This is a genomic window from Ruegeria sp. HKCCD6647-2 (genome assembly GCF_057221075.1).
The window spans coordinates 468,194-488,199 of sequence record NZ_JBWVBD010000004.1 but is presented as its reverse complement, the minus strand read 5'-3'; the positions used below and the strand labels follow the sequence as shown (position 1 = coordinate 488,199).

Sequence of the window (20,006 nt, the reverse complement as noted above, 5' to 3'; positions counted from 1 at the left end):
CAGACCCTCTCTTAGCTCACGCCGCTATCTGTCCCAAAATCCCTGACGACGGACACCCTATGGACTTGGCGCTGAGGTCCGCCCCCTCCTCGGACAGAGATTTCTCCGTCACGTAAATCAGGAATTCCTTGAGACGCGGCGAGTTCGCGAATATCCGACTTTCCACCACCGAAGCCACAGCAGCACGTTTTTCTTCGACACTGAGGTCGTTTCCGCTCTTGTCGCGGCAGGTGCTGTTTCCTTCGGTTTCGGTCATATTTTCAAACAGATAGTGCGTGAGCTTACTGGCGATTTTAGGGTAAGTTACTTCCCTGACGGATATTTTACCCGCAAGTCTGAGCGTGTCCAACCAGACGATTTGGAGGCACGTGACCTTTCTTGAACGATATAACCCAGGACTTTTTGTAAAGTATGTGAAGAGCCGTCAGTTCGACAGTCGCATTGGTGAAGTCTTCGACGATTTGGAAGAGATTGCCGGATCGTACGGGTTTGACGAAGTTTCAAAAGACGAACCCGCCACCTCCATCGTTTCGGAATTGATCGAAGAACTCCAGCGGCGAATAGAGGCCGTTGAAATACGAGACAACGATTGAAGGAGAGATTGCACGATGTGGATCATACGAAACAGAACCCAGACTGCTTTGGGCTTGTCGATAGCGATAAGTGGCGCGGCCTTTGCAGCGATGGCGGCAGATCAAATCGTCCATGACGCAGAGTTTGTCCGGATGGAGCAGGAATTCGGTCTCGCCTGGGCTGACGATGACGCCACTGTGCGCGAAAAGCTGGTGGCTCTCGAAGCGCGGTTCGGAAAGAAACCCAACATTGTCTACATCATGGCCGACGACGTCGGGTACACAGAACTTGGCGTGTATGGCGGCGGCAAAATTCGTGGAGCGCCAACAGCTAGCCTGGACCGTATGGCGGAAGAGGGCATGAAGTTTCTGTCCTTCTATTCGGAGGTCGAATGCTCGCCGTCGCGTGGCGCGGTTCTGACCGGGCGTCATCCCATCCGAAACGGCGTCTATAACATCACGCTACCGGGCGAGAGCGGAACTGGTTTGCATAGTGATGAGGTGACAATCGCCGAGTTGCTGTCGGACGCGGGTTACTACACTGGTTTTTTCGGTAAGTGGCATCTGGGCGACGACGACGGCAACCATCCGACAGAACAGGGTTTCGACGAGGCGGAATGGTCGGAAGGAAATCCTCCTTGGTGGGTTAACAACAAGAACGCTTCCAAAGATGACGATATTGGCGGATTCACACAGCGCGCTTTGATGCACTCGCCCGGCCCTGAGGGATTTCCCTATGACACCGGCGGCGTCATGCGGGCAAAGAAAGGCGAGGAGCCGGAACCTGTCTATGAATACTCAATGGAAAGGTACAATACTTACGACACGGAGGTCGCGGATAACGTCATCGAGTTCATCACGCGCCGCGCCAACACGGATCAGCCGTTCTTTGTGAACTTCTGGGGCAAGGGTAATCATTTCTGGGGCGCTCACCCGGATTTTCGCGACACACCTGCTGAAACCAATACCGCAGCTCAAATGGTGGAACATGACTACAATGTCGGGCGCGTTCTGAAAACGCTGGTCGATCTTGGGATCGCAGAGAACACCTTGGTGGTTTGGAGTTCGGACAATGGACCCATGTACACGGTGCACCCGCACGGCGGTTACTCCTTACTCCAAGGAGGCAAGGGGGAAACGCGGGAAGGCGGCATCCGCGTGCCGGCGATCGCGTGGTGGCCCGGCATGATCGAGCCGGGGCAAGACCCGCTCGACATCGTCCAGATCACGGACTTCTTTACCACATGGGCAAGCATCGGTGGCGTGCTCTCGGAGGTGCCCGGCGACCGGGTGATCGACGGTGTCGACCAATCTGGTTTGTTCCTGCTTGGAGAGGGCAACGGGCGTCGCGACTATGTCTTCCACTACAATCGCCAAAACTTGGAGGCGGTGCGCAAGGATCAGGTCAAACTGAACCTGAAGCCGAGGAATCCCGACTTTCATTTCTACGAGGTTTTCAATTTGTATCATGATCCCGCCGAGCGGTTCCCAAATGAGGCGCAAAACGGAATTTGGGCGGGCCCGGGCATCACCAAGATGATTCAGGAACACATGCTGCTGATCGAAGATTATCCGCATCGGTCAGTGAGCAGTTTCTACCGTGATTTTGACACGTCCTTCGATCCCGAACCGACGCCGCAGTATACGCCACAAAAGACAGTGGACTGGTAAGTTTCGTTTAAGAGAAGCTTGGAGCCATTGCAAATGGCTCCATCAACAAAATGTCTGCTTGGTTTGCACTTGAGACCTTGGTCACTATCGAATTCGAGCAGTCGCGGCGAATGGCAGCAATGCGGGTGCGAGTGCAGCATTGTCCGCCCGTGATTAATGTCGGCTCTGGGCCGTCCTCGAAAACTTCGGCACGACCAAAATCGCCAATGCTGCAAGTGTTCCGGCTGCAGTAGTGAGCCCCAAGACGGTCGTTCGATGCGCTGACATTGCTGCATCCATAATCAGAGTTCGGGCAAAACGCCGCGAAAGCGGGCGCAGAGCCCAGAGAAGGCATTTTCAGCAGTTTTTTGTGCCTACCGTTGAGGCCGAAAAGAATGTGAGGCCGAGCCAACGGAAGAGTTAGTTGCCTTCGAACTCTTCTGTAAACTCATCAAGAGATAGAACAGGAATCACAGTGTTAACGTTCAAGTCGGTCCAATCGTGCAAGAGTTTTCCCAGTGCTGCCGCATTTTCAGCTTCAACTATCGTCCAGCCTTCCAGTTGGTTAACTGCAAACCACATACCAAGAATCTTAGTCCCGGGCACATCAACCGCCCCTTCCTTTTCTTTCAAACGCTTGTAGTTAGCATCTCGGTTCTCTGGGCTAATTTTCACATGAACCATGAACTGCATTTAGGTCTCCTCAAAAACTAAGTTTGCTTTTCAATCCTACTCATACGTTAGGTGACACGGTGGGTTTGACAAAACTCTAAAATCAGCGGTCACGCTTCGCGCAGCAAGGCAGCTTTGTCAGCAAAAACACCGTTGGTCGTATCGGGACGGGCCGCAATCCCGACAGAATTCGACGGACGACCGCTCTTGAGCCATTGTTGCTTAAACGCGGTTAGGTCGTGCAACCAACTCCCTTATTGCTCGCCAACGCAGATAGACATCATCCAAATAGACCAAACACCGTCGATGAGTTAAAAAACACATGGACTACTTTTTTAGTGTCACACTCAGCAAATAAAGGATTTCCCTTAAGCAACTTGAAGGAAACAAGGAGCCGAGAAATGACCAGCGCTGATATTGAAACGTTACATCACAAACTAAGTATAAATGACCTAAACTCGCGATACGCTTTTTCTTTTGACAACGGGGATGCCGCTACTTTCGCCGATTGTTTTTCTCCGGAAGGTGTCCTGTGCTACCGGGGAGATGAGATTTCGGGCCGTGATAAGCTAATGCAACATGCGAATGCGCATAAGGTTTTACCAACACGTCACTGTTTGACTTGGCCTCTGTATGAGTTTTCTACAGACGGAATGTCCTGTTCAGGAAAGACTGCAGTTTTCGTTACGCTTGCCACGCACAAAGGTTATCGAATCTTCTTTTCAGGTCACTTTGAAGACGAGTTGGCCAACATTTCGGGCCGCTGGTATTTTACGCGTCGAGAAGCCGTGGATTTGGCCTTGCCGGGGTCGCCAGATGTTAAAGTTGGCGCTGCCGATCCACTTGTTTCGTCAGAATTGGACCTAATCTATCGCTCTTTTGAAGGGCTGGGTAACTCGAAATGAGATTATAAGAAGAGTTGTCAGAAAACGGAGACTTGTCACTATCCAGCTTTGGCATCTACCGATTGGGACGTCAGCTTTGTCCCCATATTGCCAGTTCGCATAGGCCACAATCTTGCAAGCGCAGCGAATGACCGCAAAGTGGGCGCGACCGCAGAATCTAAAGGAGATGGTAAAGGACCGGTTCGGGCCGCCCTGGTACGTTCATCAGCAAGAAAGAACTGTTCATACAGTTATTACTGGGTCGTGGTTGGATAAGGTCTTCGAATCCAAAGATTGAGACCTGTTAAGTTAATATCATTTTTTGAGCTTGGGTTTCTCGGGGGCTCAAAATTGACACCAGTGAATACGCGGGTCTACACGCTCAAATTTGAGTGCACCGAGCTTTAATGACCACAAATGTAACGCCATCCGGACGAAATTCTTCGTGTACTGCGCGCTTGAGAAAACACCACCAGCAGTCACTATCGAACCATGCAATCCGTTATCGGAACTGGTTTGCCATAGTTCTCTCCCGATCCGATCAAAATACCAGCGTCACCGGGTATCGAACAATTCGACATACAGCGGGGGGTGAACACGTCTGGACGGGCATCGCAAATGAAACCATCGACGTTAGGCATTGTCACCTGCATCAGACTGTCTTGGTCCAGGTCGGCTCCTGCAGGTAGGATATCGTTCAACACCAGGATATGCGCTGTGACGGCATAGACTTCGTCATTGCTTAGTGAATGGGCCGTCGCAAAAGGCATGGCACGGCGGACGTAATCAAAGAAGGTCGTGGCATATGGCCAATAGCTGCCCACAGTTTGCGCAGGCTGTTGTTCTGTGTCGGTCAAAGGCGGCGTCGAACCGACAAGGGTGGGAAACGCACCGCGATCCAGCAGAACCTTCACCCCAACGCCTTTTTCGCCATGGCAGGCCGAGCATTTGTCCCTATAAATTTTATTACCCTCTTCAGCATTGCCCATTCCTTCGGGAAGCCCGGTTCCATCGGGGAAGACGTTGAGAGACCAAACCGTCAGATCTACCTCAGTGATTGTCTGGCCAAGACACAACGGGCGATCACTGCAGTCGGCAGTCTGTGCTACGGCTGGCCCAGAGGCTTTTAACAGCAGGACGGCACAGAAAATCTGATTAACCCTGCGCATTATACACCTCGCCATTGCTTTCGACTCGCCACGTCTGAATGCCGTTGTTGTGGTAGGATGAGAACTTGCCGCGTGCTTCGACGAGTTGCTGAACGAAAGGCTGCGTATAGCCGGTTTCGTCAGTGGCACGGCTCATTATAAGCGTCTCACTGCCGTCCCATCTCCAAGGCAAGGTGAATTCGGTCAGGCATTTTGACATTACCGGCTCCGTGAGTTGCGCCGGGGTCCAATTGCGCCCGCCATCCAGTGACACATCCACATTTGAAATCTTGCCGCGCCCAGACCAAGCAATGCCTCGGATTTGGTAGAACCCTTTTTCCGGCAGGGACTGACCGCCTGATGGGAAGGTGATGATCGATTTGGCCTCCATCACCAGCGAAGATATCCGCGCCTTGCCGGATTTCAGCAGATCGGTGTACTGACCGGTTTCAAATGTCGCAAACAGGGGTTGGTCAGTCACTTCTATCCGCTGCACCCATTTGATGTTAAGGTTGCCTTCGCAACCCGGAACTAGCAACCGAACCGGATACCCCTGTTCGGGGCGCAGCATTTCGCCATTTTGTGCAAAAGCCAGGATGCAATCGTCCAGTGCCCGAGCCATCGGCAAACTGCGCGCTAACGCTCCGGAATCTGCGCCTTCGACGATCAGCCATTTGGCCCTTGCTGTATCGGCTCCTGCCTCACGCAAAAGATCGGATAGTCGAACGCCGGTCCATTCCGCGCAACTGAGGAGGCCGTGAATATCTTGCGCGGTCAAATATGGTGACGTTTCCTGCCCGCCATAGGTTGCTTTGCCCCAGATCAGATCGCTGTTGCCGGAGCATTCAAGAAATCTGAACGTGGTGACAGTGGGAAAGCGGCGCAGATCCTCCATGCTGAGTTCAAGAATGCGGTCGACAAGCCCGTGAATGACCACCTTGTGCTTGGCCGGATCCATATCTGCATAACCGCCGTGGGATCGTTCATAGAACAACCCGTTGGGGGTGATGATCCCGCGCAAATCCTGTAGAGGCGTCCCAGTCCAAGAGGACTCATTCATGGGCGGAACGTAACCCTTTGGTGCATACTCGGTTGGTGTGGGGCGACGGATCACCGTCCTTTCGAAGGAGGACGGGTGGCCATAGGGATTTGTACCAACCGGATCGCCCAGTTCGGTTGCCCATGGGCGTTGCAGAGGACCGGCCGCTGCTCCCTCGGCTCCAAGACCGGCGACCAAAGTTGCCGCCGTGCCAGTGGCCACACCGACACCGCCCGTCAGCACGCTGCGCCGTGTCACGTCGGTATCGCTTTTTGGCTGTTTGTCATGATCATCACACATGTCAAATTCCACTTTTTCCGTTCTGGCTCGGCGCCACCTATTTCAGAATTGCCTCAATGTCGGTCTCGGTAAACTTGGGCAGGTCTGGAGTTTCAGACGCAAAAGCGTGCCGTAGAAAATTGGCCAACTCCGCGATCTGCGTCGGTGTCATACGATCCTTGAAGGCAGGCATCGGGCTGGAATTGGGTACGGACCTAGGATCAGGAAAACCGTTAACGATTGCGTAAAGCATGTTGCGGCCCCCAACCTGCGCGAGCGTAGAATTGCCTGCCAATGGCGGCGCCCCATCTTTCACTCCCTTGCCGCGCGGGCCATGGCACATCGAACAATTGTTCAAATACAATGCTCGCCCCTCGGGAAATGATGCTGGAGGCTCGCCAGCCACGGCGGCCAAAACGACGTTGTCATTAACCCTTGGGGCGGATGGCAGATCCAGAAGATAGGTTGCTATGGCGATCCGGTCTTCATCGGTCAACTGCGACAGAGAATTTTCTACTACGAGATACATTTCTTTGAATGCAGTTCCTTTGGGTCCTTTACCTGTTTGGAAGAACTCGGTCAGATATTCAGAAGTCCAGCCGCGCTGTTTCAGTGCCTCAGGCCGAATATCGGGTGCTTCATAGTCTGCAAGCGGTGCCCCGGCCAGCGCCCGGTCATGCTCAGCGGCGCCAAAGGCGTTGTGTGGCGTGTGGCAGGCACCGCAATGGCCCAGCCCTTCAACAAGATAGGCGCCCCGGTTCCAAACCGCGTCTCGGGACGTGTCCGGTTCGTAGGTTCCCCGCTCCGCAAAGAGCACATTCCAAAAAAGCACAAGCTGCCGAATGTTGAAGGGAAAGCGCAATTCGTTTTTTGGAACGCTTTTGTCGACCGGCGTCTGGGTCATCAGATACGCAAGCATCGCATCGGAATCTTGGCGCGTCACCAAGTGGTATGATGGATAGGGCATCGCTGGATAGAGAGGCTGAAAGGTCTTGTAAGAGCCATAGGCGAGGACCTGGTAGAACTCGGCCGAGCTCATGCCTTTGATGCCTTCTTCAGACGGGGTAATATTGGCGGAGTATATTCCACCGAAAGGGGTATCAAGTTTAAGTCCGCCTGCAAACGCAGCTCCACCCTCGGTGGTGTGGCAAGACGTACAATCGCCGGCAGCGGTCAAATATTCCCCTCGCGCGATGGTTTCAGCATCGGTTGCAATCGGGTGGTTCTCGACACTGGGTACGGCCCACAGCCAGAAGAAAAGAATGATTATTGCCACTGCGCAGATGACAATTCCAAGAATAACTTTGAACAAATGCGCCATAGTTGCTTCCCGACCAATCAATTCGATCTCGAGGGTATTAGGACGATGCTAAAGCATTACCACATCTACACATATCTGTCTCGGTACGTGGCTATTTTGACCTTCGGCCGGTTGTTCAGATTTGGATTGGAACGTGTCTGAGCCCTGATTTCCAAGTCATTCGTGACTAAATTTTCGGGCGACGGTGGGTGCATTTTGAAGGTCGGGAATGGTCGGGTTTGGTTCGATTCATCTCAGATAAAGGGCCTCAAAAAAAATACTACGGCATATAGATGAGTAGCGAAACCGCTGCGAAGGATGTGTGTAGGGTAAAAAGTGGCGCGCGCTACCTTGTCGCGCGGGGCGCAGCGAAAGGCGGCTATGCGGGTTGCGACCGCAGAATCACAGAACCACCATGAAGGTCGTGTGTGGGTGGGGATCTGTTGCGAAGTTTTGACTGGCGACAGCGATAGCATTGTACCGGCGGGCTAAGCGGCCAGCTCTGCAAATTGCCGAATCGGACAGACTCCGGGCGTGATTTGACCTTTGCGGATCATGTGTGCCACTTCGATTCCGTCGAGGGTTGCCGCCGCTGAAGCGAACGCCTTGAACCCTAGGATTTGCCGGATGCGTCTTTTGATGAAACGGTGGTCCTGTTCCACGATGTTGTTCAGGTATTTCCGCCTCACCATCTCAATCGGGATCGGGCAGCCAAAGCCTTTCAGCATTTTGTTGATCGCCTTGATACCAGCTGTGTTGGCGCCACTTTTGTCGATGACGATCTTTCGCGGAATCCCGTTGACCTCCAGCATCCTGGCGAAGAACTTTGTCGCAGTCGGTTTGTTTCGGCGCGGGGAAAGCATGAAATCAAGCGTTTTGCCGTGTTTGTCGACCGCTCGATAGAGATAAACCCACGAACCCTTCACCTTTAAATAGGTTTCATCCATTCGCCAGGATGGGGTCTGATGCCGGAGGGGGCAGGATCCTACGTTAAGGGCTGATTTGACGCTCTATTCGCTGCAACGATTTATGGACGGCTGGCTTTGAGACTGAGAAGGTTTTGGCAAGATCGTTAATCGATCTCTTTTCGGACATCTCTCTTTCCAAGGAAGTAACAATATGCCCCGTCGGAAAATCCTGACTGGCCGCCAACGCGCGGCCCTTTTTGATCTGCCAACCGACGAAGCTCTTTTGCTACATCACTACACCCTGGCGGATGACGATCTGGAGATCATTCGGTCCCGCCGACGCCCTCACAATCGTTTCGGCTTCGCGCTGCAACTTTGCGCCCTACGATATCCGGGTCGATTGCTCGCGCCAGGCGAAGTTATCCCGCTGGAAATCACGCGCTTCCTGGCGGCCCAACTTGGACTGCGGCCCGAGGATCTGGCCAAATATGCGAGCCGTGAAGAAACCCGGCACGAACACCTGGCAATCCTGCGCGAGATCTATGGTTACAAGATGTTCGCGGGACGGAGATCACGCGACTTGAAGGTTTGGCTAGAGAAGAAAGCCGAGACGGCGCGGTCGAACGAAGAGTTGGCGCGGCGGTTTGTTGATCAGTGCCGTACGACCCAAACCGTCCTGCCCGGAATCACAGTGATCGAGCGTCTTTGTGCAGACGCCCTTGTCGCCGCTGAGCGACGTATTGATGTGCGGATTGTCGATCAACTCGAAGACGGAATGCGCGACCGCCTTGATGCCTTGCTGACCGAGAGTGCAGAAGGCAGCATCACCCGCTTTGTCTGGTTGCGGCAGTTTGAGGTAGGGCGGAACTCGGCCGACATGAACCGTCTGCTCGACCGACTGGAAGCACTGCAGGATATCGTACTCGACAGTTCTCTGCTGTCCGATATTCCGCCGCATCGCGTTGCTGGCCTTCGCCGTCAGGGCGAGCGCTACTTTGCCGGGGACATGAGGGATTTCTCGGTTAATCGGCGCCTCGCAATTCTCGCAGTCTGCGTTTTGGAATGGCGAAGTGCCGTTGCTGATGCAGTGGTCGAAACTCACGATCGGATCGTAGGCAAAACCTGGCGTGAGGCCAAATCACGAAGCGACGCCTGCGTGGCTGAAGCCAAATCGACTCTCAAGGACACCCTGAAAGCCTTCTCGTCTCTCGGGTCGGCATTGCTCGAAGCGCACGAAGACAAAGCCCCACTGGAAGAGGCCGTTCAAAATTCCGGGGGTTGGTCCACGCTCAGGGACCTTGTTGCAACCGCAGCCCAACTCACCGAGACATTAGCGACCGATCCGCTGGCACATGTCGTCCATGGTTATCATCGTTTCCGGCGCTACGGTCCGCGCATGTTGCGGGCACTCAACATCAAAGCAGCTCCGGTTGCCGAACCGTTGCTGACCGCTGCGGAAATCATCGCAATTGGCGAAACAACGGCCGTCCGGTCGCGAAGTTTTCTGCGCCGCACCTCAAAATGGCATCGTCACCTGAGGGACGATAACGGGCACCGGCTATGGGAGGTGGCCGTCATGTGCCACCTGCGCGAGGGTTTTCGATCCGGCGACGTCTGGCTTGCCCATTCCCGACGTTATGGCGATCTCAAGGAAGCGCTTGTCCCCGCCGAGATCGCCCGGTCCACACCGAGACTGACCATGCCGTTTGAACCGGAAGCCTGGCTGGTAGATCGGAAGGCCCGTTTAGCCAATGGTTTGCAGAGACTTGCCCGTGCCGCCAGAGCTGGCGCGATTCCGGGAGGACTTATCGAAAACGGTAATCTCAAACTCGACCGGCTGACCGCTGCCGTCCCAGAAGAGGCCGACGCCATGGTACTCGACCTTTATCGACGACTACCGGAAACTAGGATCACCGATCTCCTGCTCGAGGTGGATGACGAGGTTGGCTTTACTGAGGCATTCACTCATCTGCGCACCGGCGTACCCTGCAAGGACAGGATAGGTATGTTGAATGTGTTGCTTGCTGAAGGGTTGAATATTGGTCTCAGCAAAATGGCAGGTGCCACGAACACCCACGATTATTTCTAGCTCTCCCGCTTGTCACGGTGGCACATTGAAAGCGAGGCAATGGCCCGCGCCCTGGCCGTGGTGATTGAGGGGCAATCTTCGTTGCCGATGGCTCAGTTCTGGGGCGCCGGGCAGGCCGCATCGAGCGACGGCCAGTTCTTCCCTACTTCACGTCAAGGCGAGGCAATGAATCTCGTTAATGCCAAATACGGCCACGAACCTGGGCTGAAGGCCTACACTCATGTCTTCGATCAGTTCGGTCCCTTCGCCACCCAAACCATCCCGGCCACGGTGAACGAAGCACCCTACATTCTGGATGGTTTGTTGATGACTGGTGCGGGTCAAAAAGTCCGGGAACAGTACGCTGATACAGGTGGCTTCACCGACCATGTCTTCGCGGTCACCGCTCTGCTGGGCTTCCAGTTCATTCCCTGCATCCGAGACCTGCCGTCCAAGCGCCTTTATCTCTTCGACCCCACATCCTGTCCGAAGGAACTGAAAGGCTTGATTGGGGGTAAGATCAGGGAGCCTGTCATCGCCGCGAACTGGCCGGATATCCTGCGCAGCGCCGCAACCATGGTGGCAGGGGCCATGCCTCCAAGCCAATTGTTGCGGAAATTTTCTGCCTATCCCCGCCAGCATGAGCTTGCGGTGGCGTTGAGAGAAATCGGACGAGTCGAACGGACACTATTCATCATCGACTGGTTGCTTGACGCCGACATGCAGCGCCGGGCGCAGATCGGCCTCAACAAAGGGGAGGCACACCACGCTTTGAAGAACGCGCTCCGCATCGGGCGGCAGGGCGAAATCCGTGACCGAACTTCAGAAGGACAGCACTATCGCATGGCTGGCCTGAACCTGCTCGCCGCGATTGTCATCTACTGGAACACCAAACACCTTGGAAACGCTGTCGCCGAGCGCCGCAGCGAAGGATTGGACTGCTCGCCCAACCTGCTGGCGCATATCTCGCCACTTGGATGGGCCCACATACTCCTGACAGGTGAATACAGGTGGCCCAAAAGGTGATCAGACGGTCTTAACGTAGGATCCTGCCCTCTCCGGCATCAGACCCCAACTACGCTTTGCTAAGGATCAGCACCACTGTGATCGGCTTATGGATGATATCGCCGAGTACCTGCGGCTTGGCCAAACCTGGTATGCAATGAAATCGGCGTTTGGCCCAGCTATTCGCTTCATTGTTCTCGGATACATTTTTCAACGTGCTGAGAACATACAGTCTCCAGGGGCTTACCTGATTTCATTACTGGCTAAAATCGAAAAGGGGGAACTATCTCCAAAGGCAATGCTGTCAAGTACCTCCAATGCTACGTAAATTTGGGGAAACTGGATGAGATTTACCGTTTTCAGATTACACGTCCAATCGATGATCGGACCGAAGAGTTTGAAAAAAGTGAGCAATAGGATTAACCTCTATAAATCATGTAACGATAAATAGTGAGTTATAGAAAGGAGGCTTATACCTCACGATGTGGAACTGGCAGAACCCTGATTGGCCGACTTTTCGTTACGATGCCACAAGACTCGAACCATACGAGCAACAGTTCCTGTTGTCTTCAGGGGAAGTTCTTGGAGCGGTTCATCATGTGAACACATCGGATCGAGATCAATTGCGTATCGACCTGCTAAGCGAAGAAGCGATGAAGACCAGCGCGATCGAAGGTGAGATGCTGGATCGTCTCAGCGTGCAATCTTCCTTGCGTCGGCATCTTGGACTGACTCCCGACAGCTATCCATCCAAACCGCGCGAGCAGGGCGTTTCTGAAATGATGGTGGATGTTTATTCCAATTATTCGGAACCACTGTCACACGACACCCTGTTTCGGTGGCATGACATGCTTCTGTCCCATGACAGGCGTCTGGAAACGATTGGATCATACCGGAGCCATGAGGATGCGATGCAAATCGTCTCAGGTAGGCTAGACCGTCCAACGGTTCATTTCGAAGCGCCACCTTCACGTCAGGTTCCGGCTGAAATGGACCAGTTCGTGACCTGGTTCAACCGGACCGCACCGGATGGTCCCGAACCATTGCGCGCACTGATCCGAGCGGGATTGAGCCATCTGTATTTCGAGAGCATTCACCCCTTTGAAGACGGCAATGGCCGGTTGGGCAGGGCGCTGGCTGAAAAGTCCCTGGCACAAAACATTGGTCAGCCCAGCCTGATTGCTCTTGCTTTCACGATCGAGCGAGAGCGGAAGACATATTATGATCAGCTCGAACGTCATCAAAAGACGCTAGACGTCACAGCTTGGCTCGTTTGGTTTGCCGAGACCGTCCTTACAGCGCAGCAGGTGACGCTTGAGCGCGTCGGCTTCTTCATATCAAAGGCGCATTTCTATGACCGGCATCGCGATCAGTTCAACGCCCGCCAAGGCAAGGTAATCGCCCGGCTATTCAAGGCTGGGCCGGTTGGGTTCAAAGGCGGATTGAGCGCCGAGAACTATATCTCGATCACCGGAACGTCCCGCGCCACAGCGACGCGGGATCTCCAGGATCTGGTCGAGAAGGGCGCTCTGACCCGAACGGGTGAACTTCGATACACGCGATATTGGTTAAAGCTGGATCGGAACGGGTAGGGGGCTGAAATACGGCACGAACGGCCTATTTCGTTGAAAAACTCTTGCTTGATCGTGAGGTAAGTCGCTGATTCAATTCTCCCCGAGGATGGGAGGACTGAGCGATGACGGGGCCGAAGCAGGAAGCGCAGGCGGCGTTGTTCTACGAATTCTCTCTTGAGGATCATGTTCCCCAAGACCACTTGCTGCGCTCGATTGATCGCTTTGTTGATCTGAGCAGCATTCGAGCGCACCTTGCGGATTTTTACAGTCACACGGGTCGTCCATCGGTCGATCCCGAACTGCTGATCCGGATGCTGCTGGTCGGCTATTGCTTCAGCATCCGCTCCGAGCGCCGGCTGTGCGAAGAGGTGCATCTGAACCTGGCATATCGATGGTTCTGCCGCCTCGATCTGAATGAGCGTATCCCGGATCATTCGACCTTCTCCAAGAACCGGCATGGACGCTTCCGCGAGAGTGAGCTGCTGCGTCATCTGTTCGAGATGACGGTTGCGCGGTGCATCAAAGAGGGTCTGGTCAGCGGCCAGCGCATGGCAATCGACGCCAGTCTGATCGAAGCCGATGCAAACAAACAAAACTCAACGCCAAAGGAAGAATGGGGTGCATCAACCATCGATCCAGAAGATGCGCCTCGTGCGATCCGCGAGTATCTCGACACTCTGGATAAGGCGGCTTTCGGAGCTGCGAGCGAGGTCCAGCCCAAGTTCACCTCGCATTCTGACCCTGCGAGTCAATGGACGGCAGCGCGTAAAGGGCCAGCTTTCTTCAGCTATTCTGACAATTATCTGATCGACACTGACCATGGCGTCATCGTTGATGTCGAGGCCACACGGTCCATCCGACAAGCTGAGGTTGGATCAACCAAGACCATGCTGGACCGGGTAGAGGACAAGTTCGATCTGCATCCCGAACGCCTGATCGCGGACACCGCCTACGGAACCGGGCCGCTCCTGGGGTGGCTTGTAGATCGCAACATCGCCCCGCACATTCCTGTCTTCGACAAGTCCGGGCGCAACGATGGCACCTGGACGCGGGCGGATTTCGAGTGGGATGCAGAGAACGATCAGTACATTTGTCCTGAGGGTCAGGAACTCAAGCAGTTCCGCCGCAACTATTCTGACCCAAACCGAGGCCCAACCGGTAAGGGTACGGCCCGCTACCGCGCCCTGAAAGACGTTTGCCAGGCCTGTCCATCAAAAGCCAAATGCTGCCCTAATGCCGATGCGCGCAAAATCACCCGCGAAGAGCACGAAGACGCTCGCCAGGTCGCCCGCGAGATCGCCAAAACCCGCCAATACGACATCTCGATGAAACTCAGAAAGAAGGTCGAGATGCTCTTTGCCCACCTCAAACGCATCCTCGGTCTGGGACGGCTCCGACTACGCGGACCATGCGGCGCAAATGACGAATTCCTTCTCGCCGCCACAGCCCAAAACCTCCGCAAATTGGCCAAGATCATTCCTGCACCGCAGCAAACGCGAAAAGCCTGACCAAAAAGGCGTTCGCGCCGTGCTCAAATCATCCCATTCTGCGCCAGCAACACGTTGTTTTTCAACAGAATCGGCGGGAAGCTGCCATTCGCGGCATATGCAAAATAGATTGACAATTGCCCTTGAACCGGACACAAGATCACGAATGCAGAGGTCGCCAAAACACACCCACGCAATACTGCTGGCCGTTACCGAGTGTCTGCCAGCGCTTTGGCCTTTTCGTACTCGTCCAGCAAAGGCTGCATCATTTTAGGATCATAAATTACCTTCTCCAACCACCGTCTGAGCGGAAAGGTCTCGCCTTCGGCGATTATAGCCGCGAGGCTTTCGAGAATTTCCGTTTCTTGGTCGATTTTCCCGATCGCAGCATTTCCGGCGGCTTGGTAGACCATCATATGGGGACCGAACGGCCCTTCGAGATCCAGGTTTTCCTGCAGTGTGGCCAGACTCTCTCGATAGTTTCCAGCGTGGAATTGAGAAACGCCCAGAATGTTCCTATAGGGTATTCGAATACTGAGGGGATCAAGGCTTAGCGCTCGCTGCAACGGTGTTATTGCCTGCTCTGGCTTGCCAGCGTACAGGAGGAACATTCCCAAATAACCATGAGCCAAACTTGAGCTCGGCTCTTGCTCGACTGCTCGTTCACCGAAATCAATTGCGGGTTGCGGATTGCCCATCAAGATTTCGAGAATACCCAAGGTCAAAAGTGCGCGAACATTTGCCTGATCCTTTTCCAACGCGCTTTCAGCATATTGTTTGATCAGACCCCGTGTTTCATCCGTGTTTGCAGCAAGTCCAAACCAAGTTCTGTGCGCTTCCGCAAAGGCCAGACCGGCATAACCGTGCGGGGCGTTCGGTTCCAACCGCACTACACGCTGCAACAAGGTGTGTGCGGCGTCAAAACGCGATGGGTCGCTTGGCGGGTGAATGATGTCCAACGCCTGCTGGTACAGGATCCGGGCATCCCGGCGTGTCCATCGCGCATCCTCCATACTCGAAGTCAGTTCGGGGAACAATTCGATAGAAAAGGTCGAACTGATCTCGCGCGAAATCTCGGTCTGAGTTTCGAACCGATCTGTCGTTTTATAGTCGAACCGTTTAGCCCAAATTTCGCCCCGGCTGTCTACGTCAACGAGGCCGATGTTTAGCCGATAGCCATCTGACATGGTCTGCAGGCTGCCCCTCAAAACATGGGTCGCACCCAGATTGCGTCCTTCGTCGATCAGGTCGACGGCTCCGTCGGACAGTTCGGCTGTCGATGCGTACGAGATCACGCGCAAGCCCTGCACCCGCGCCAGATCTGTTGTAATATCCTCGGCGATGCCACGGGCAGCTACGGATGTAACAGCGCTGTTTCCCAATGGATTGAACGGCATCACGGCAACGACAGGTAAATCCCCCCAAAGGTCATTGTCCGTGGTCGTCTGATCGGTAGACAGGCTTTCAGTTTCGAAACTTTGGAACAGCATGAAAGCTGTCACGGCCATCAACAGCGTCAACAAAAGCAATACGACCCAGTTCGGAGCCCGCCAGCCGCTTCTGCCGCGCTGGCCTGTCCGATCTGGCTTGTCGGAAGGCGCCGAAGTTACATCCCGAAATTCGAACGACGGCACATAGGACCCTTTGGGAATGGTAATCACCAAGGGATCATTGCTTCCATCTGTCAGGTAATAGTGTTCCAGCTCGCGCCGCAAGCGTCGCGCTTCAAGGCGTACAACCGGATCTGAGGTCGCGTCGAAATCCTCGGATCGGCCCAGAACGGAAACGCCAATCGAATAGCCCTTCAGCCGGTCAGCATGTCCGGCCAGTGTTTCATCGATGATGTATTTGAGGAACGCGCGTCGGCGATCATTTGCACCAAACTGAGAACTCTCAAACATACGGTCGAGCTGTTCGTCTATGGCCGCCTGTTCCAGAGGCGGCGCTGACTTCCGCTCGGATAACTGACTTTCCATCGAAGTATCTGTCGGCTGTGTTCGTTCCATCCAAACTAACCTAACGATACCCGGGTTAAACGGGCCGCGTCCAGTATTACATTCAAACACAAGAATTTTTAAGGTCCAAAACACGTTCAGAACATGTTCGTTACCCCAGTCCGCAGCCCCCGGATGTTAATCTGGTGTCTCCAGGGAGTACCTGGGCAGACAGACCGTGGAAACAGATTCTCACTGACGGCCAATGGCCTTTGACGGGAGGGGAGCAAGTGGAAAACTTTCTTGCTGCCGGATGTTCCGAATTGGTTAAAAAATCGCCCAACGATGAATTCACAATCGTGTCTTTGTCGCGGAGCGATCCAAAGTTTCAGGCGATTTGCCGTGACTTCGGCGAGGCAGTGACCGCCTTTCACAGCTTTCAAGCTGAAGGAGAAAACGGGCGAGCCCGAGCGACCGAATACAATCAGATCTGCGAAGATCTGAGGCTCGAACTGATGGAATACGTGAGCTTGGCCAAGGTCAGACCCAAGGCACAAGATCACCACTGAAGCGGCACGACGGTCGCCCGAACAGGCAGCTTGTCCGACGCCGTGACCTGAATTCCAACAAGCAAGGAGACGGGAATGATTAAACGAACCTGCCAGACGCTATTCTTCGTATTTCCCATGGTTCTCGGCTTCATGTCCATCGCACAGGCGCAAGACGATGATGGCCAGGAGTGCAAGGCATTGTTCGTGCACAATGCCGGTTCAGTGTCGATGACCGCTGACACGATAACGATGACAGATGTCAGCCCGATCGTCACATTCTTCTGTGACAGGCCGGTTCGGTATGCGGGCGTGCAAAGCATACAGGGCTTTCTGGACATGGTGTCCCAAGGCGACGACAGCTTTGCCGTGGACCCGCCCAACGCCTTACTGACCATCGTTGCGGATGGTGAACCGCCTGTTGATGTGGTCGTGGAGTTGTCGCAACGGCCACTGAACGATCAGGGAACGATGACCTATCCCGGCGTCAAGGTCATCAAGGGTGACATACCACAAGCAACAGGCCCGGGCACGTTGTTCATCGACCATTTCGGTCGACCAATGTCGCCGGGATCGGTGGCAGGCGTGCATCGCCGGCACGACCGCCGCGAGGTTCGTCACTGCGCGGCCGACAACCCCGATAACCCGAACGATCTTTGCAACTGCGGGCCCGGCCTCGTTTGCAATTGAGACCAGAGAAATGATGGAGGAGAATATGTTTTATTGCATTGGTAGAAGATTTCACAAATTGGCATTTGTCTGCACAACCTTGGCAATGTCTTTTGGCGCCGCCGCAGCTCATGCCGAAAACCTGCCGACCGGTCGGACCGCCACGCAGATCAGCGACGAAGAGTATCCGGCAAGCTATTTCCCGAATACCGAGATTCTGGGAACCGAAGAAATGCGGATCACCGCACTGGGGACCGGAATGCCGAACCAAACCAAGGCTGCAGTATCCATTTCGTTTCTCGTTGAACTTGGCAATGGCGACGTATTCCTGTTCGACATCGGAATGGGCTCGATGGGCAATCTATTTTCCCTTCGGCCAGACTTTTCGAAAATTGACAAAGTTTTCGTCAGCCACCTGCATGTCGATCATGTCGGCGACTTCATGGGGCTGCACATCGGCAGTTGGCTGTCGGGTCGATACACTCCTTTACGGATTTATGGTCCCACCGGATCGACTCCGGAAATGGGCATCAAGGCCTTCGTTGAAAACAGTAAGGCCGCCTACGCCTGGGATCTGGACGGGCGCACTGGCGCATTGCCGGATGATGGAGCCAAGATTGAAGTCACCGAATTCGACTACATGCAAGAAAACGAGGTTGTCTACGAGGAAAATGGCGTGACGATCCGGTCCTGGCCGGCAATTCATAGTTTGGATGGATCGGTAAGCTATTCGCTGGAATGGAACGGGCTGAAGTACGTGTTCGGTGGCGATACATATCCAAACAAATGGTACGTGAAATACGCTAAAGGTGCCGATCTCGCCACTCATGAGGCATTCCTGCCGCCTAAAGCACTGGCGCCTTATTTCGGCTGGAGCCTCGGACAAGCCACATATGTTTCAACGCGCGTTCATACCGAACCGGCAGCTTTTGGGAAAGTCATGGCCGAGGTCAAACCGCGCCACGCCATGGGGTACCACTCCGTATTGTCGCCGGAAAACTATCAGGCGATCTTAGAGGGCATCCGTTCAACGTATGACGGTGAGTTGACACTGGCCCGAGACCTGACGGTCATCAACGTGACCAAAGACAAGATCGTGGTACGAGAAGCATCGGTGGACGAATACGCGCTGCCCCCTTCCGTATCGCAAGCCTATATCGACGCGCCACGGTCCAAGGAAAAGGAACCATCCGACAAAGTTTTGGCCGGGAAATGGAAGGGTTACACTCCGCCGAAGATGCCGGATGACAAATAGTCCGGTTGCCAAGGGCGCACCCACCGGCCGGGCGCGCCCTTCTTAATCACCTCTTAGTGTTTGCTACGCCCCAAATTTCGCAACGAAGACACCCAGCTGAACCCAAGAACCAAAGGTCGATACGCCTCTGACCGAATTCATGAGGGTAGTCGTACCAAGGAAAGAATTGATTGATGATCGCCCCCGCCAAATGTCTGATAACCAAACCGATTTCGGTAGGAGTATGTTTGCCCGTCGTCTTTACCGCCCTGGCTATCAGTCCGGCCGCTGCAGCAGACGACTCCGAACTGGCTAAACAATTGTCGAACCCGCTGGCGTCACTGATCTCGGTTCCGTTCCAGTTCAATTACGACACCGGTTACGGCAGCGAAGATGGCAATCAGACAACTTTGAACATTCAACCTGTCATACCTTTTTCCCTGACAGATAATCTGAACCTAATCACCCGGACAATCATTCCATACAAATGGCAAAACGATGTTGTCGGCACGTCCGGAAGCAACCAGGGTATCGGCGATACGACGGTCAGCCTTTGGTTCAGCCCAACCAAATCGTCGTTTACATGGGGTGTCGGTCCCATCTTCTATTTGCCGACATCCAGTAACCGTGAACTGGGCGTGGGCGAATGGGGCGGCGGGATCACTGGTGTCATACTGGTTCAGGAGGGGCCCTGGACCATCGGTGGGCTGGGTAACCATATCTGGTCATTCGAAAGCGACGACATCAATTCAACCTATCTTCAACCCTTCCTGGCGCACACCACCAAGGACGCTTGGACTTACACGGTGAATTCCGAATCCACCTATGACTGGACCACGGACGAGTGGACCGCGCCGGTGAACCTCATGGTTTCTAAGCTTGTCAAGTTTGGGGAACAGCGCGTGTCGCTGCAGGCAGGCGCGCGTTACTACCTGGCTTCTCTAGACTCCGGCCCCGATGGTTGGGGGGTTCGGCTGTCTGCGACACTTGTGTATCCGCGGAAATAAAAGAGGAGACGTTGTACCGTTTCTTTGA

Annotated in this window: 17 protein-coding genes and 2 pseudogenes; 11 read left to right on the top strand and 8 right to left on the bottom strand. The window is 54.3% G+C overall.

What is annotated here, in order from left to right; all coding sequences use genetic code 11:
• Positions 1-16: 16 nt before the first annotated feature.
• Positions 17-256, bottom strand: a complete 240-nt coding sequence (locus AC2TDJ_RS13865; protein WP_480843022.1) for a hypothetical protein — start codon at positions 254-256, stop codon at positions 17-19.
• Positions 257-413: 157 nt separating this feature from the next.
• On the opposite strand from AC2TDJ_RS13865, the gene AC2TDJ_RS13860 reads away from it, so the two are divergent.
• Positions 414-593, top strand: coding sequence for a hypothetical protein (locus AC2TDJ_RS13860; RefSeq protein ID WP_171168733.1), 180 nt, complete (start codon positions 414-416; stop codon positions 591-593).
• Between the two features lie 15 nt (positions 594-608).
• Positions 609-2,243, top strand: coding sequence for a sulfatase-like hydrolase/transferase (locus tag AC2TDJ_RS13855; RefSeq protein ID WP_480843021.1), 1,635 nt, complete (start codon positions 609-611; stop codon positions 2,241-2,243).
• 399 nt (positions 2,244-2,642) lie between these two features.
• Here AC2TDJ_RS13855 and AC2TDJ_RS13850 read toward each other — a convergent pair whose 3' ends face one another.
• Positions 2,643-2,915 carry a DUF3303 domain-containing protein gene (locus AC2TDJ_RS13850; protein WP_480843020.1) on the bottom strand — a complete coding sequence of 91 codons (273 nt, stop codon included), beginning with the start codon at positions 2,913-2,915 and terminating at the stop codon, positions 2,643-2,645.
• A 380-nt stretch (positions 2,916-3,295) separates the two neighbouring features.
• On the opposite strand from AC2TDJ_RS13850, the gene AC2TDJ_RS13845 reads away from it, so the two are divergent.
• On the top strand, positions 3,296-3,799 hold the full coding sequence (locus tag AC2TDJ_RS13845) for a nuclear transport factor 2 family protein (RefSeq protein ID WP_480843019.1): 504 nt from the start codon (positions 3,296-3,298) through the stop codon (positions 3,797-3,799).
• A 461-nt stretch (positions 3,800-4,260) separates the two neighbouring features.
• Here AC2TDJ_RS13845 and AC2TDJ_RS13840 read toward each other — a convergent pair whose 3' ends face one another.
• The 5 genes and pseudogenes from AC2TDJ_RS13840 to AC2TDJ_RS13820 form a co-directional block, all read right to left on the bottom strand.
• Positions 4,261-4,947, bottom strand: a complete 687-nt coding sequence (locus tag AC2TDJ_RS13840; protein ID WP_480843018.1) for a c-type cytochrome — start codon at positions 4,945-4,947, stop codon at positions 4,261-4,263.
• Complete coding sequence (gene soxC / locus AC2TDJ_RS13835) at positions 4,934-6,265, bottom strand: sulfite dehydrogenase (protein ID WP_480843017.1); 1,332 nt, start codon at positions 6,263-6,265, stop codon at positions 4,934-4,936. Before soxC ends, AC2TDJ_RS13840 begins: the two co-directional genes overlap by 14 nt.
• A 37-nt stretch (positions 6,266-6,302) precedes the next feature.
• Entirely contained in the window at positions 6,303-7,565 is a 1,263-nt protein-coding gene (locus AC2TDJ_RS13830) for a cytochrome c (protein ID WP_480843016.1), read from the bottom strand.
• A 467-nt stretch (positions 7,566-8,032) separates the two neighbouring features.
• Positions 8,033-8,500, bottom strand: a pseudogene (locus AC2TDJ_RS13825) (IS6 family transposase); the annotation flags it as partial.
• Between the two features lie 34 nt (positions 8,501-8,534).
• Positions 8,535-8,639 carry a helix-turn-helix domain-containing protein gene (locus AC2TDJ_RS13820; protein WP_480843015.1) on the bottom strand — a complete coding sequence of 35 codons (105 nt, stop codon included), beginning with the start codon at positions 8,637-8,639 and terminating at the stop codon, positions 8,535-8,537.
• Between the two features lie 24 nt (positions 8,640-8,663).
• Between AC2TDJ_RS13820 and AC2TDJ_RS13815 the strand changes: the two are divergent.
• The 4 genes and pseudogenes from AC2TDJ_RS13815 (at position 8,664) to AC2TDJ_RS13800 (ending at position 14,607) form a co-directional block, all read left to right on the top strand.
• A pseudogene (locus AC2TDJ_RS13815) lies at positions 8,664-11,546 on the top strand (Tn3 family transposase).
• An 88-nt stretch (positions 11,547-11,634) separates the two neighbouring features.
• Positions 11,635-11,853, top strand: a complete 219-nt coding sequence (gene repC / locus AC2TDJ_RS13810; protein ID WP_480843014.1) for a replication initiation protein RepC — start codon at positions 11,635-11,637, stop codon at positions 11,851-11,853.
• A gap of 154 nt (positions 11,854-12,007) precedes the next feature.
• Positions 12,008-13,117, top strand: a complete 1,110-nt coding sequence (locus AC2TDJ_RS13805) for a DUF4172 domain-containing protein (protein ID WP_480843013.1) — start codon at positions 12,008-12,010, stop codon at positions 13,115-13,117.
• Positions 13,118-13,221: 104 nt separating this feature from the next.
• A complete protein-coding gene (locus tag AC2TDJ_RS13800; RefSeq protein WP_480843012.1) occupies positions 13,222-14,607 on the top strand; it encodes a transposase in 1,386 nt (461 codons plus the stop codon).
• Positions 14,608-14,795: 188 nt separating this feature from the next.
• Here the strand turns inward: AC2TDJ_RS13800 and AC2TDJ_RS13795 are convergent, their stop codons facing one another.
• A complete protein-coding gene (locus AC2TDJ_RS13795) occupies positions 14,796-16,592 on the bottom strand; it encodes a tetratricopeptide repeat protein (RefSeq protein WP_480843011.1) in 1,797 nt (598 codons plus the stop codon).
• 218 nt (positions 16,593-16,810) lie between these two features.
• On the opposite strand from AC2TDJ_RS13795, the gene AC2TDJ_RS13790 reads away from it, so the two are divergent.
• From AC2TDJ_RS13790 to AC2TDJ_RS13775, 4 genes are all read left to right on the top strand, one after another.
• Positions 16,811-17,089: a hypothetical protein gene (locus tag AC2TDJ_RS13790; RefSeq protein WP_480843010.1), complete on the top strand. Its 279-nt coding sequence runs from the start codon at positions 16,811-16,813 to the stop codon at positions 17,087-17,089.
• A 75-nt stretch (positions 17,090-17,164) separates the two neighbouring features.
• Entirely contained in the window at positions 17,165-17,758 is a 594-nt protein-coding gene (locus AC2TDJ_RS13785; protein ID WP_480843009.1) for a hypothetical protein, read from the top strand.
• A gap of 85 nt (positions 17,759-17,843) precedes the next feature.
• Entirely contained in the window at positions 17,844-18,992 is a 1,149-nt protein-coding gene (gene gntH, locus AC2TDJ_RS13780; protein ID WP_480843008.1) for a guanitoxin biosynthesis MBL fold metallo-hydrolase GntH, read from the top strand.
• Between the two features lie 173 nt (positions 18,993-19,165).
• Positions 19,166-19,978: a transporter family protein gene (locus tag AC2TDJ_RS13775; RefSeq protein ID WP_480843040.1), complete on the top strand. Its 813-nt coding sequence runs from the start codon at positions 19,166-19,168 to the stop codon at positions 19,976-19,978.
• Positions 19,979-20,006 lie beyond the last annotated feature (28 nt).